Here is a 13,700-nt window from a genome sequence, read left to right as displayed (position 1 = left end):
GGCCCCGCCCATCGGCCCCGCCCTGGGCCAGCACGGCGTGAACATCATGGAGTTCTGCAAGGCGTACAACGCCGCCACCGAGTCGCAGCGCGGCAACGTGGTCCCGGTCGAGATCACCGTGTACGAGGACCGCTCGTTCACCTTCGTGACCAAGACCCCGCCGGCCGCCGAGCTCATCAAGAAGGCCGCCGGCGTCGCCAAGGGCTCCGCCACCCCGCACACGGCCAAGGTCGGCACGCTGACCCAGGCCCAGTGCGAGGAGATCGCCCAGACCAAGATGGAGGACCTGAACGCCAACGACGTCCAGGCCGCCGCCAAGATCATCGCGGGCACCGCCCGCTCGATGGGCATCACCGTCGAGGGCTGACGCCCACCCCCACCCCCTTCCAGTGGCAGGGCCGAGCGCGGCCCGCAGACCACGACTGCACAAGGAGAAGAACGCAGATGGCACAGCGCAGCAAGGCATACAAGGCGGCCAAGGCCGCGATCGGCGAGGACCTGTACTCGCCGGTGGAGGCGATCCGCCTCGCCAAGGAGACCAACCCCTCCAAGACCGACGCCACCGTGGAGGTGGCCCTCCGCCTCTCGGTCGACCCCCGCAAGGCCGACCAGATGGTCCGCGGCTCCGTGAGCCTGCCCCACGGCACCGGCAAGACCGCGCGCGTCGTCGTGTTCGCCACCGGTGACCGCGCCGAGGCCGCCCGCGCCGCCGGCGCGGACGTCGTGGGCGACGACGACCTGATCGCCCGGATCTCCGAGGGCTGGGTGGACTTCGACGCCGCCGTGGCCTCCCCGGAGCTCATGGGCAAGGTCGGCCGTCTGGGCAAGGTGCTCGGCCCCCGCAACCTGATGCCGAACCCCAAGACCGGCACCGTGACCCCGGACGTGGCCAAGGCCGTGGCCGACATCAAGGGCGGCAAGATCGACTTCCGCGTCGACAAGCACTCCAACCTGCACTTCATCATCGGCAAGACCTCCTTCGAGGCCAAGGCCCTGGTGGAGAACTACGCCGCAGCCCTCGAGGAGGTCCTGCGTCTGAAGCCGTCCTCCTCCAAGGGCCGCTACATCTCCAAGGCCACCGTGGCCACCACCTTCGGCCCGGGCGTGCCCATGGACCCGAACGTGACCTCGGTGGACTCCTCCGAGCTCTGAGCCACGCGGCCCCGGTGATCGGGGCCCACGACGTCGGCCGGTCGTCCCCGCAGCGGGGACGACCGGCCGGCGTCGTCCCGGGTCGATTTTGCGGGCCCGCCCCGGACGTGTACGCTGGTGCCTACCGAAGACCGCCGGTCGTGGTGCCCTGCCTCCGGGCAGAGCCCACCGAAGGATCTCCCTGATGGAGACGGCCCGCGCAGGTGAACGTGAGCCACGCTCGCATCCGCACGTCGACCCTCCGGGTCCGGCCGCGTCGATGCTCCTGCTGCGCCCCGTGCATCTGCACGGGGCGCTTTCTCGTCTCGGGGTGGCGGTTCCCACGCATCATCGAGAGGAGTGCCATGGCGACGTCCGCGAAGGAGTCGGCGGTGGCTGAGCTCACGGACCTGTTCCGTGAGTCCAGCGCCGCTGTTCTGACGGAATACCGTGGCCTGACGGTGACGGAGCTCAAGCAGCTGCGCGACTCCATCCGTCAGGACGCGACCTACGCCGTGGCGAAGAACACGCTGGCCGAGATCGCGGCCAAGGACGCCGGTCTGGAGGGCCTCGAGGCTCACCTGTCCGGTCCCACCGCGATCGCGTTCGTGACCGGGGACCCGGTCAACGTCGCGAAGGCCCTGCGTGACTTTGCCAAGGATCACGAGAAGCTCGTGCTCAAGGGCGGCTACATGGATGGCCAGCCCCTGGACGAGGCCGGCATCAAGAAGCTCGCGGACCTCGAGTCCCGCGAGGTGCTGCTGGCCAAGTTCGCCGGCGCGATGAAGGGCAGCATGTCCAAGGCTGCCGCCCTGTTCCAGGCGCCGCTGTCCAAGACCGTCCGCACGGTCGAGGCGCTGCGCGCCGCGCAGGGCGAGGCTGCCTGAGCAGTCCGCCCCGGGCTGCACGGCCCACCACTTCACACGTAGTCAAGACGTACCCGTAAAGGAGCCATCATGGCCAAGCTGACCACCGAAGAGCTGCTCGCCGCGTTCGAGGAGCTGACCCTCATCGAGCTGTCCGAGTTCATCAAGGCGTTCGAGGAGAAGTTCGACGTCACCGCCGCCGCCCCCGTGGCCGTGGCCGCCGCCGGCGGTGCCGCCGGTGGTGCCGAGGCCGCCGCCGCCGAGGAGAAGGACGAGTTCGACGTCGTCCTCGAGGCCGCCGGCGACAAGAAGATCGGCGTCATCAAGGAGGTGCGCGCCCTCACCTCCCTCGGCCTGAAGGAGGCCAAGGACCTGGTGGACGGCGCTCCCAAGCCCATCCTCGAGGGCGTCAACAAGGAGACCGCCGAGAAGGCCAAGGAGCAGCTCGAGGGCGCCGGCGCCACCGTCACCCTCAAGTGATGATCGCGGCCTGAGCCGCATCACGCCTCCTCACGAGGCCCCCGGACCCGCGCTGCGGACCGGGGGCCTCGTGGCGTCCCGGGTCACGCACCCCCGGCTGGACAGGGGCGACGGGCGCGGATAGGATGGATCTTTGCATCTCCCCTGTTCCGTGCCGCCCGCAGGACCTCGCGTCCCGCCGTGGCCCGCACGGTTCCGCACGGCCTTCATATAGCGGTGGGCCGGCGCCGCCGTCTCGCGGCAGGGGAGCGAACGGAACCCAGAAGGCCTGTGGAAGGATCCTACGTGGTCGCCTCGAGCACCTCCAACGAAACCGCTACCGTCTCCCCGCGATCCGGCGCCTCCGCCGGACGCGTCTCCTTCGCCAAGATCTCCGAGCCGCTGGACGTGCCGGACCTGCTGGCGCTGCAGACCGAGTCGTTCGACCGCCTGATCGGCAATGAGCGGTGGGCCGCGCGCGTGGACGCCGCCCTGGCCGCCGACGACCACTCCGTGCCCGTCACCTCGGGACTGACGGACATCTTCGAGGAGATCTCCCCGATCGAGGACTTCCAGGGCACCATGTCCCTGTCCTTCGCCGAGCCCGAGTTCGCCGACGCGAAGATGACGGAGGAGGAGTGCAAGGATCGCGACGCGACCTTCTCCGCCCCGCTGTACGTCAAGGCCGAGTTCATGAACAACACGACCGGCGAGATCAAGCAGCAGACCGTCTTCATGGGCGACTTCCCGCTGATGACCCGCAACGGCACGTTCATCATCAACGGCACCGAGCGCGTCGTCGTCTCCCAGCTGGTCCGCTCCCCGGGCGCCTACTTCGAGCGCACCCCGGACAAGACCTCGGACAAGGAGATCTTCTCCGCGAAGATCATCCCCTCGCGCGGCGCCTGGTTCGAGCTCGAGGTGGACAAGCGTGACCAGGTCGGCGTCCGCCTCGACCGCAAGCGCAAGCAGCCCGTGACGGTGCTGCTCAAGGCCATGGGCTGGACCGAGTCCCGCATCCTGGAGGAGTTCGGCCACTACGACTCCATCCGCGCCACCCTCGAGAAGGACGGCACCGCGGACCAGGACGAGGCCCTGCTCGACATCTACCGCAAGCTGCGCCCGGGCGAGCCGGCCGCCGTCGACGCCGCGCAGACGCTGCTGAACAACCTGTACTTCACCCCGAAGCGCTACGACCTCGCCAAGGTGGGCCGCTACAAGCTCAACCGCAAGCTCGGCGTGGACGTGCACCTCGGCGACCCCAACGCGTCTGTGCTCACCGAGGACGACATCGTCCAGATGGTGCACTTCATCGCCGCGCTGCACGCCGGCGAGACCGTCATCAAGGGCACGCGCGACGGCGAGCCGGTGGATGTGCGCGTGGAGATCGACGACATCGACCACTTCGGCAACCGTCGCATCCGTGCGGTGGGCGAGCTGATCGAGAACCAGATCCGCACCGGCCTGTCCCGCATGGAGCGCGTCGTGCGCGAGCGCATGACCACCCAGGACGTCGAGGCGATCACCCCGCAGACCCTGATCAACATCCGCCCCGTGGTGGCGGCGATCAAGGAGTTCTTCGGCACCTCGCAGCTGTCCCAGTTCATGGACCAGAACAACCCGCTGGCCGGCCTGACGCACAAGCGTCGCCTGTCCGCGCTCGGCCCGGGCGGCCTGTCCCGCGACCGTGCCGGCATGGAGGTCCGTGACGTCCACCCGTCGCACTACGGCCGCATGTGCCCCATCGAGACCCCGGAAGGCCCGAACATCGGCCTCATCGGGTCGCTGGCGACCTTCGGCCGGATCAACTCCTTCGGCTTCATCGAGACCCCGTACCGCCGCGTGGTCGACGGCCGGGTCACGGACACCGTGGACTACCTGACCGCCGACGACGAGCTGGCCTTCCAGATCGCCCAGGCGAACGCCCCGGTGGATGAGGACGGCCGGTTCGAGGAGGAGTTCGTGCTCTGCCGCCAGCGCGGCGGCGACGGCGAGCCCGTGCTCTCGACCGTGGACGAGATCGACTACATGGACGTGTCCCCGCGCCAGATGGTGTCGGCGGCCACCGCCCTGATCCCGTTCCTCGAGCACGACGACGCCAACCGCGCGCTCATGGGCGCGAACATGCAGCGTCAGGCCGTGCCGCTGCTCCGCTCCGAGGCCCCCTACGTGGGCACCGGCATGGAGAAGTACGTGGCCGTGGACGCGGGCGACTCCGTGACGGCCACCCAGGGCGGCGTCGTGACCGAGGTGGCCGCGGACCTGGTGACCGTCATGAACGACGACGGCACCACCACGCACTACCCGATCATGAAGTTCGCCCGCTCGAACCAGGGCAACGCCTACAACCAGCGGGTGCGCGTCTCCGAGGGCGAGCGGGTGGAGCCGCTGAGCATCATCGCCGACGGTCCCGCCACGGACAACGGCGAGCTCGCGCTCGGCAAGAACCTCCTCGTCGCGTTCATGCCCTGGGAGGGCCTGAACTACGAGGACGCGATCATCCTGTCCCAGCGCATGGTCTCGGAGGACGTCCTCACCTCGATCCACATCGAGGAGCACGAGGTCGACGCCCGCGACACCAAGCTGGGCGCCGAGGAGATCACGCGCGACATCCCCAACGTGTCCGAGGAGGTGCTCTCGCAGCTCGACGAGCGCGGCATCATCCACATCGGCGCCGAGGTGGAGGCCGGCGACATCCTGGTCGGCCGCGTGACCCCGAAGGGCGAGACCGAGCTGACCCCGGAGGAGCGCCTGCTGCGCGCGATCTTCGGCGAGAAGTCCCGCGAGGTCCGCGACACGTCCCTGAAGGTGCCGCACGGCGAGTCCGGCACCGTCATCGGCGTGCGCATCTTCGACCGCGACGAGGACGACGACCTGCCCCCGGGCGTGAACCAGCTGGTGCGCGTCTACGTGGCGCAGAAGCGCAAGATCACCGACGGCGACAAGATGGCCGGCCGCCACGGCAACAAGGGCGTCATCTCGAAGATCCTGCCGCTCGAGGACATGCCGTTCCTGGCGGACGGCACCCCGGTGGACATCGTGCTGAACCCGCTCGGCGTCCCCGGCCGCATGAACCTCGGCCAGGTCATGGAGCTGCACCTGGGCTGGGCCGCCTCGCGCGGCTGGGACATCCAGGGCGAGCCGGAGTGGATCAAGGACCTGCCGAACTTCCCGCGGCAGTCCGGTCCGGTCAACGTGGCCACCCCGGTGTTCGACGGCGCCGAGGCGTACGAGATCACGGGCCTGCTCGGCCACGTGAACGTGACCCGCGACGGCGACCGTCTCATGAGCGACAGCGGCAAGGCGCAGCTGTTCGACGGCCGCACCGGCGAGCCGTTCCCGGACCCGGTGTCCGTGGGCTACATGTACATGCTCAAGCTGCACCACCTGGTGGACGACAAGATCCACGCCCGTTCCACGGGCCCGTACTCGATGATCACGCAGCAGCCGCTGGGCGGTAAGGCCCAGTTCGGCGGCCAGCGCTTCGGCGAGATGGAGGTGTGGGCGCTCGAGGCGTACGGCGCGGCGTTCACCCTCCAGGAGCTGCTGACCATCAAGTCCGACGACATCCACGGCCGCGTGAAGGTCTACGAGGCCATCGTCAAGGGCGAGAACATCCCGGAGCCGGGTGTTCCCGAGTCCTTCAAGGTGCTCATCAAGGAGATGCAGTCCCTCTGCCTGAACGTGGAGGTCCTCTCCGCCGACGGCCAGGCCATCGAGATGCGCGACGCGGAGGACGAGGTCTACCGCGCCGCCGAGGAGCTGGGCATCGACCTCTCCCACGCCGAGCCCAGCTCGGTGGAGGAAGTCTGAGCCGGGCCCGATCCCGCATCCACAAGACGTCACCTGAGAACCACTGAACCAAGGGAGTTCACCGGAGCATGAGCGTGAACAGCATGTCCACTGACAACTCTTTCGGCCTGATGCGCATCGGCCTGGCCACGGCGGAGGACATCCGCCGCTGGTCCTACGGCGAGGTCAAGAAGCCGGAGACCATCAACTACCGCACCCTGAAGCCGGAGAAGGACGGACTCTTCTGCGAGAAGATCTTCGGCCCCACCCGTGACTGGGAGTGCGCGTGCGGCAAGTACAAGCGCGTGCGCTTCAAGGGCATCATCTGCGAGCGCTGCGGCGTCGAGGTGACCCGCTCGAAGGTGCGCCGCGACCGCATGGGCCACATCGAGCTGGCTGCGCCGGTCACCCACATCTGGTACTTCAAGGGCGTGCCCTCGCGCCTGGGCTACCTGCTGGACCTGGCGCCGAAGGACCTCGAGAAGGTCATCTACTTCGCGGCGTACATGATCACCTCGGTGGACGAGGAGGCCCGGCACCGCGACCTGGCCAACCTCCAGGCCGAGTACGACCAGGAGACCCGTGTCCTGGCCGACCAGCGTGACTCCGACATCGCCGCGGTGGCCGCCGACCTCGAGAAGGACCTGGCCAAGCTGGAGTCCGAGGGCGCCAAGGCCGCCGAGAAGAAGAAGGCCCGCGACGCCGCGGACAAGACCATGGCGCAGATCCGCAAGCGCGCGGACGCGGACCTGGACCGCAAGGAGCAGGTCTGGGACCGCTTCAAGAACCTCAAGGTCGCCGACCTCGAGGGCGACGAGGGTCTGTACCGCGCCATGCGGGACAAGTACGGCCAGTACTTCGAGGGCTCGATGGGCGCGGAGGCGATCCAGCGTCGCCTGCAGACCTTCGACCTCGAGGCCGAGTCCGAGATGCTGCGTGAGACCATCAAGACGGGCAAGGGCCAGCGCAAGACCCGCGCCCTGAAGCGCCTGAAGGTCGTCAACGCGTTCCTGACCACGGACAACTCGCCCGAGGGCATGGTCCTGGACGCCGTCCCGGTGATCCCGCCGGAGCTGCGTCCGATGGTGCAGCTGGACGGCGGCCGCTTCGCGACCTCCGACCTCAACGACCTGTACCGTCGCGTGATCAACCGCAACAACCGCCTGAAGCGGCTGCTCGACCTCGGCGCGCCCGAGATCATCGTCAACAACGAGAAGCGCATGCTGCAGGAGGCCGTGGACTCGCTGTTCGACAACGGCCGCCGCGGCCGGCCGGTGACCGGCCCGGGCAACCGCCCGCTCAAGTCACTCTCCGACATGCTCAAGGGCAAGCAGGGCCGGTTCCGTCAGAACCTGCTCGGCAAGCGCGTGGACTACTCGGGCCGCTCGGTCATCGTGGTGGGTCCCCAGCTCAAGCTGCACCAGTGCGGCCTGCCGAAGCAGATGGCGCTGGAGCTGTTCAAGCCGTTCGTGATGAAGCGTCTCGTGGACCTGAACCACGCGCAGAACATCAAGTCCGCCAAGCGCATGGTGGAGCGCTTCCGTCCGCAGGTCTGGGACGTGCTCGAGGAGGTCATCACCGAGCACCCGGTCCTGCTGAACCGCGCCCCCACCCTGCACCGTCTGGGCATCCAGGCCTTCGAGCCGCAGCTCGTGGAAGGCAAGGCCCTGCAGCTGCACCCGCTGGTCTGCTCCGCGTTCAACGCGGACTTCGACGGCGACCAGATGGCGGTCCACCTGCCCCTGTCGCCGGAGGCCCAGGCCGAGGCGCGCCTGCTCATGCTCTCGAGCCACAACATCCTGAAGCCCTCGGACGGCCGTGCGGTCGCCGTGCCGGCCCAGGACATGATCATCGGACTGAACCACCTCACCACGGTGCGTCCGGACGAGGTCGGCGCGGGCAACCTGTACGCGACCGTCGGCGAGGCCATCATGGCGTTCGACGGCGGCGACCTGCACCTGAACGCGCCCGCGCGGATCGGCGTCGAGGGCTTCGTGCCGTCGGCGGACGTGCCGGCCCCCGAGGGCTGGTCCGAGGGCGAGATCGCCCTCATCGAGACCACCCTGGGCAAGGTGCTGTTCAACGAGCTGCTGCCGGACGACTACCCGTGGCTGGACAAGCAGGCGACCAAGGGCACCCTCGGTCAGCTGGTCAACGACCTGGCCGAGCGCTACCCGATGGTCGTCACCGCGCAGACGCTGGACAACCTCAAGGACGCCGGCTTCCACTGGGGCACCTGGTCGGGTGTGACCGTGGCGATCTCGGACATCACCTCCGACTTCGACAAGGCCGCCATCATGGAGGGCTACGAGGAGCAGGCCCAGCGCGTGCAGCAGCAGTACGACAAGGGCCTGATCGCGGACGACGAGCGTCGCTCCGAGCTGATCGACATCTGGAACAAGGCCACCGACGAGGTCGCCGCGGCCATGAAGGACGGCCTGCCGGAGCTCAACACCATCAACCGCATGGTGTCCTCCGGTGCGCGAGGCAACTGGCTCCAGGTGCGCCAGATCGCGGGCATCCGCGGCCTCGTGGCCAACCCGAAGGGTGAGATCATCCCGCGTCCGATCAAGTCCTCGTACCGCGAGGGCCTGTCCGTGCTCGAGTACTTCTCCGCCACCCACGGCGCCCGCAAGGGCCTCGCGGACACCGCGCTGAAGACCGCGAACTCGGGCTACCTGACCCGTCGTCTCGTCGATGTGTCCCAGGACGTCATCGTCCGCGAGGACGACTGCGGCACCGAGCGCGGCCTGTCCGTCACGATCGCCGCCCCGAACGCCGACGGCGAGCTGGTGGCCCACGAGCAGGTCGAGAACTCGGCCTTCGCCCGCACGCTGGCCCAGGACGTCACGGGCGAGGACGGCACGGTGCTGGCCTCGGCCGGTGCGGACGTGGGCGACGTGCTGATCGGCGAGCTGGTGGCCGCCGGCGTCACGGAGATCAAGGTCCGCTCGGTCCTGACCTGCGAGTCCGCCGTGGGCACCTGCGCGAAGTGCTACGGCCGCTCCATGGCCACCGGCCAGCTGGTGGACATCGGCGAGGCCGTCGGCATCATCGCGGCCCAGTCGATCGGTGAGCCGGGCACCCAGCTCACCATGCGCACGTTCCACACCGGCGGTGTGGCCTCGGCCGACGACATCACGCAGGGTCTGCCCCGCATCCAGGAGCTCTTCGAGGCCCGCACCCCGAAGGGCGTGGCCCCGATCTCCGAGGTCGCCGGCCGCGTGACCATCGAGGACACCGAGGCGTCCGTGCGCCTGCTGCTCACGCCGGACGACGGCTCCGAGGAGATCGCCTACCCGGTGCTGCGCCGTGCGCGCATCCTCGTGGCCGACGGCGAGCACGTGCCGGTGGGCACGCAGCTCGTGGCCGGCGCCGTGGACCCGAAGCAGGTCCTGCGCGTGCTCGGCCCGCGGGCCGCGCAGCGGTTCCTCGTGGACGAGGTGCAGAACGTGTACCAGTCCCAGGGCGTGGGCATCCACGACAAGCACGTGGAGGTCATCGTCCGGCAGATGCTGCGTCGCATCACCGTCATCGAGTCCGGTGACACCGACCTGCTGCCGGGCGAGCTCACGGACCGGGCGCGCTTCGTGGCCGCCAACCGCGCCGCCGTCGCTGAGGGCCGCCAGCCGGCCTCCGGCCGCGACGAGCTGATGGGCATCACGAAGGCCTCGCTGGCCACGGACTCGTGGCTGTCGGCCGCGTCCTTCCAGGAGACGACCCGCGTCCTGACGCAGGCGGCCATGGAGGGCAAGTCCGACCCGCTGCTGGGCCTGAAGGAGAACGTGATCATCGGCAAGCTGATCCCGGCCGGCACGGGCCTGGACCGCTACACGAAGACCGTCGTGGAGCCGACGGAGGAGGCGAAGGCCAACCTGTTCGCCTCGCCGGCCGGCTTCGCGGACTTCGACTACCCGGGTCTGGACCAGTCGCTCGGCGAGAACGACTTCCACGCCGTCTCGTTGGACGACTACGACCGCGGGGGCGACTTCCGCGCCTGATCCCCGTCCCCCAGGGGGCCCGCCGTTCCGCCGCTCACGCGGGGGAGCGGCGGGCCCCTTGGCGTGCGGGGCCGGCTCGTCGACGGCGCCGGGGCGTGCTATGCTGTCAAGGATTGTTTTTCGTGTGGCAAATTGGACGCTGTCCGGGTCGCGGGGTCATTGCGCGGCAGATGCCACACTTTTGCACGCCTGCGGACGTCTGCTCGTTGCGAGCCCCCACAGGGAGAGGCAGAGCAGAGGAACGAGCAGCCGGCGCCCCGGGCGCCGGTCGATCACGTCAGCGATCACCGAAACACAGGAAGGCTGAAGAGTGCCTACGATTCAGCAGCTGGTCCGCAAGGGCCGCTCACCCAAGGTCGTCAATACGAAGGCCCCTGCCCTGCAGGGGAACCCCATGCGTCGTGGCGTGTGCACCCGTGTGTACACCACCACGCCCAAGAAGCCGAACTCGGCGCTGCGCAAGGTCGCCCGTGTGCGCCTGAACGGCGGCATCGAGGTCACGGCCTACATCCCCGGCGAGGGCCACAACCTGCAGGAGCATTCGATCGTGCTCGTCCGCGGCGGTCGTGTGAAGGACCTGCCCGGCGTGCGCTACAAGATCGTGCGCGGCGCCCTCGACACCCAGGGCGTGAAGAACCGCGGCCAGGCCCGCTCCCGCTACGGCGCCAAGAAGGAGAAGAAGTAATGCCTCGTAAGGGTCCTGCGCCGAAGCGCCCCCTCGTCGTCGATCCCGTCTACGGCTCCCCGCTGGTCACGCAGCTGATCAACAAGGTGCTCGTCGACGGCAAGAAGTCCACCGCCGAGCGCATCGTGTACGGCGCGCTCGAGGGCGCCCGTGCCAAGAACGGCGCCGATCCCGTGGCCACCCTCAAGAAGGCCATGGACAACATCAAGCCGGCCCTCGAGGTGCGCTCCCGCCGCGTCGGCGGCGCCACCTACCAGGTGCCCGTCGAGGTCAAGCCGGGCCGCTCCACGGCCCTGGCCCTGCGCTGGCTGGTCGGCTTCTCCAAGGCCCGCCGTGAGAAGACCATGACCGAGCGTCTGATGAACGAGATCCTGGACGCCTCGAACGGCCTGGGCGGCGCCGTGAAGCGTCGCGAGGACACCCACAAGATGGCCGAGGCCAACAAGGCCTTCGCCCACTACCGCTGGTGATCCGTGTGGCCCGGGGCGCGCGATCCGCGCCTCGGGCCGCAGGTGCGTCCTCTCGGACGGGCCACCCACCGCATCCACCTCACGAGCCCCCCCATTCCACCCGACCAAGGGAGACACCGTGGCACAGGACGTGCTGACCGACCTGCACAAGGTCCGCAACATCGGCATCATGGCCCACATCGATGCCGGCAAGACCACCACCACCGAGCGCATCCTGTTCTACACGGGTGTCAACCACAAGCTGGGCGAGACCCACGACGGCGGCGCGACGACGGACTGGATGGAGCAGGAGAAGGAGCGCGGCATCACCATCACCTCCGCCGCGGTGACCTGCTTCTGGAACGACCACCAGATCAACATCATCGACACCCCCGGCCACGTGGACTTCACGGTCGAGGTGGAGCGCTCGCTGCGCGTGCTCGACGGCGCCGTCGCCGTGTTCGACGGCAAGGAGGGCGTGGAGCCCCAGTCGGAGACCGTGTGGCGCCAGGCGGACAAGTACAACGTCCCGCGCATCTGCTTCGTCAACAAGATGGACAAGCTGGGCGCGGACTTCTACTTCACCGTCGACACCATCGTGAAGCGCCTCGGCGCGCGTCCGCTCGTGATGCAGCTGCCGATCGGCGCCGAGAACGACTTCGTGGGCGTCGTCGACCTGCTCTCCATGAAGGCCTTCGTGTGGCCGGGTGACGCCAAGGGCGACGTCACCATGGGCGCCTCCTATGAGACCCGCGAGATCCCCGCCGAGCTCCAGGAGAAGGCCGAGGAGTACCGCAACGAGCTCGTCGAGGCCGTCGCCGAGACCTCCGAGGAGCTCATGGAGAAGTACCTCGAGGGCGAGGAGCTCACCGTCGAGGAGATCCAGGCCGGCGTGCGCCAGCTGACCGTGAACGCCGAGGCCTACCCGGTGTTCTGCGGCTCCGCGTTCAAGAACCGTGGCGTGCAGCCGATGCTGGACGCCGTGGTCGCCTACCTGCCGAACCCGCTGGACGCCGGCTCCGTCAAGGGCCACGCCGTGAACGACGAGGAGGAGGTGCTGGAGCGCGAGGCGTCGAAGGAGGCCCCGTTCTCGGCGCTCGCCTTCAAGATCGCCACGCACCCCTTCTTCGGCACGCTGACCTTCATCCGCGTGTACTCCGGCCGCCTGGAGTCCGGTGCGCAGATCCTCAACGCCACCAAGGGCAAGAAGGAGCGCATCGGCAAGCTGTTCCAGATGCACGCCAACAAGGAGAACCCGGTGGACGAGGTGGTCGCCGGCCACATCTACGCCGTGATCGGCCTCAAGGACACCACCACGGGCGACACCCTGTGCGATCCCGCGAACCCGATCATCCTCGAGTCGATGACCTTCCCGGAGCCCGTGATCTCCGTGGCCATCGAGCCGAAGACCAAGGGTGACCAGGAGAAGCTCTCCACCGCCATCCAGAAGCTCGTCGCCGAGGACCCCACGTTCCGCGTGAACCTCAACGAGGAGACCGGCCAGACCGAGATCGGCGGCATGGGCGAGCTCCACCTGGACGTGTTCGTGGACCGTATGAAGCGCGAGTTCAAGGTCGAGGCCAACGTGGGCAAGCCCCAGGTCGCGTACCGCGAGACCATCAAGCGCAAGGTCGACAAGGTCGACTACACGCACAAGAAGCAGACCGGCGGCTCCGGCCAGTTCGCCAAGGTGCAGCTGTCCTTCGAGCCCCTGGACACCGCCGAGGGCGAGGTCTACGAGTTCGAGAACGCCGTCACCGGCGGTCGCGTGCCCCGCGAGTACATCCCCTCGGTGGACGCGGGCATCCAGGACGCCATGCAGTTCGGCGTGCTGGCCGGCTACCCGATGGTCGGCGTGAAGGCCACCCTGCTCGACGGCGCGTACCACGACGTCGACTCCTCGGAGATGGCGTTCAAGATCGCCGGCTCCCAGGCCTTCAAGGAGGGTGTCCGCAAGGCCAACCCGATCATCCTCGAGCCGCTGATGGCCGTGGAGGTCCGCACCCCCGAGGAGTTCATGGGCGACGTCATCGGCGACCTGAACTCCCGCCGCGGCCAGATCCAGTCCATGGAGGACGCCACCGGCGTGAAGGTGGTCAACGCCCTCGTGCCGCTGTCGGAGATGTTCGGCTACATCGGCGACCTGCGCTCCAAGACGCAGGGCCGCGCGGTGTACTCGATGACCTTCCACTCCTACGCCGAGGTCCCCAAGGCCGTGGCGGACGAGATCATCCAGAAGTCCCAGGGCGAGTGACCGCAGGTCACCTGCTCTGAACGACCTGCCCCGGGTCGGCCGCCGCAGCCGCGGCCGGCCCGG

At 68.7% G+C, this 13,700-nt stretch carries 9 protein-coding genes; all 9 read left to right on the top strand.

Annotated elements, in window-relative coordinates; genetic code table 11:
• On the top strand, positions 1 to 367 hold a 367-nt coding region (rplK, locus tag J1M38_RS01420; RefSeq protein WP_206501150.1), incomplete at its 5' end, for a 50S ribosomal protein L11.
• A gap of 77 nt (positions 368 to 444) precedes the next feature.
• Positions 445 to 1,152 (top strand): 50S ribosomal protein L1, encoded by a 708-nt coding sequence (gene rplA, locus J1M38_RS01415; protein WP_036317746.1) that lies wholly within the window; start codon positions 445 to 447, stop codon positions 1,150 to 1,152.
• 344 nt (positions 1,153 to 1,496) lie between these two features.
• Complete coding sequence (gene rplJ / locus J1M38_RS01410) at positions 1,497 to 2,018, top strand: 50S ribosomal protein L10 (RefSeq protein ID WP_002854782.1); 522 nt, start codon at positions 1,497 to 1,499, stop codon at positions 2,016 to 2,018.
• Positions 2,019 to 2,087: 69 nt separating this feature from the next.
• Positions 2,088 to 2,477, top strand: coding sequence for a 50S ribosomal protein L7/L12 (gene rplL, locus J1M38_RS01405; protein ID WP_036317747.1), 390 nt, complete (start codon positions 2,088 to 2,090; stop codon positions 2,475 to 2,477).
• A 285-nt stretch (positions 2,478 to 2,762) separates the two neighbouring features.
• Positions 2,763 to 6,269: a DNA-directed RNA polymerase subunit beta gene (rpoB, locus tag J1M38_RS01400; protein ID WP_036317750.1), complete on the top strand. Its 3,507-nt coding sequence runs from the start codon at positions 2,763 to 2,765 to the stop codon at positions 6,267 to 6,269.
• 83 nt (positions 6,270 to 6,352) lie between these two features.
• The gene (locus tag J1M38_RS01395; protein ID WP_036317751.1) at positions 6,353 to 10,249 is read left to right on the top strand and encodes a DNA-directed RNA polymerase subunit beta'; all 3,897 of its coding nucleotides are present in this window, start codon (positions 6,353 to 6,355) and stop codon (positions 10,247 to 10,249) included.
• Between the two features lie 310 nt (positions 10,250 to 10,559).
• Positions 10,560 to 10,934, top strand: a complete 375-nt coding sequence (gene rpsL, locus J1M38_RS01390; RefSeq protein WP_002854787.1) for a 30S ribosomal protein S12 — start codon at positions 10,560 to 10,562, stop codon at positions 10,932 to 10,934.
• Positions 10,934 to 11,404: a 30S ribosomal protein S7 gene (gene rpsG, locus J1M38_RS01385; RefSeq protein WP_010080379.1), complete on the top strand. Its 471-nt coding sequence runs from the start codon at positions 10,934 to 10,936 to the stop codon at positions 11,402 to 11,404. The genes rpsL and rpsG overlap by 1 nt, the downstream gene beginning before the upstream one ends.
• Positions 11,405 to 11,522: 118 nt before the next feature.
• A complete protein-coding gene (fusA, locus tag J1M38_RS01380; protein ID WP_036381535.1) occupies positions 11,523 to 13,637 on the top strand; it encodes an elongation factor G in 2,115 nt (704 codons plus the stop codon).
• The last annotated feature ends 63 nt before the right edge of the window (positions 13,638 to 13,700 follow it).

Origin of the sequence: Micrococcus sp. KRD070, from assembly GCF_017168435.1 — a bacterium.
GTDB lineage: Bacteria > Actinomycetota > Actinomycetes > Actinomycetales > Micrococcaceae > Micrococcus > Micrococcus luteus.
Note: the sequence above shows the minus strand (reverse complement) of the source record. Positions and strands in the feature narration are given on the sequence as shown.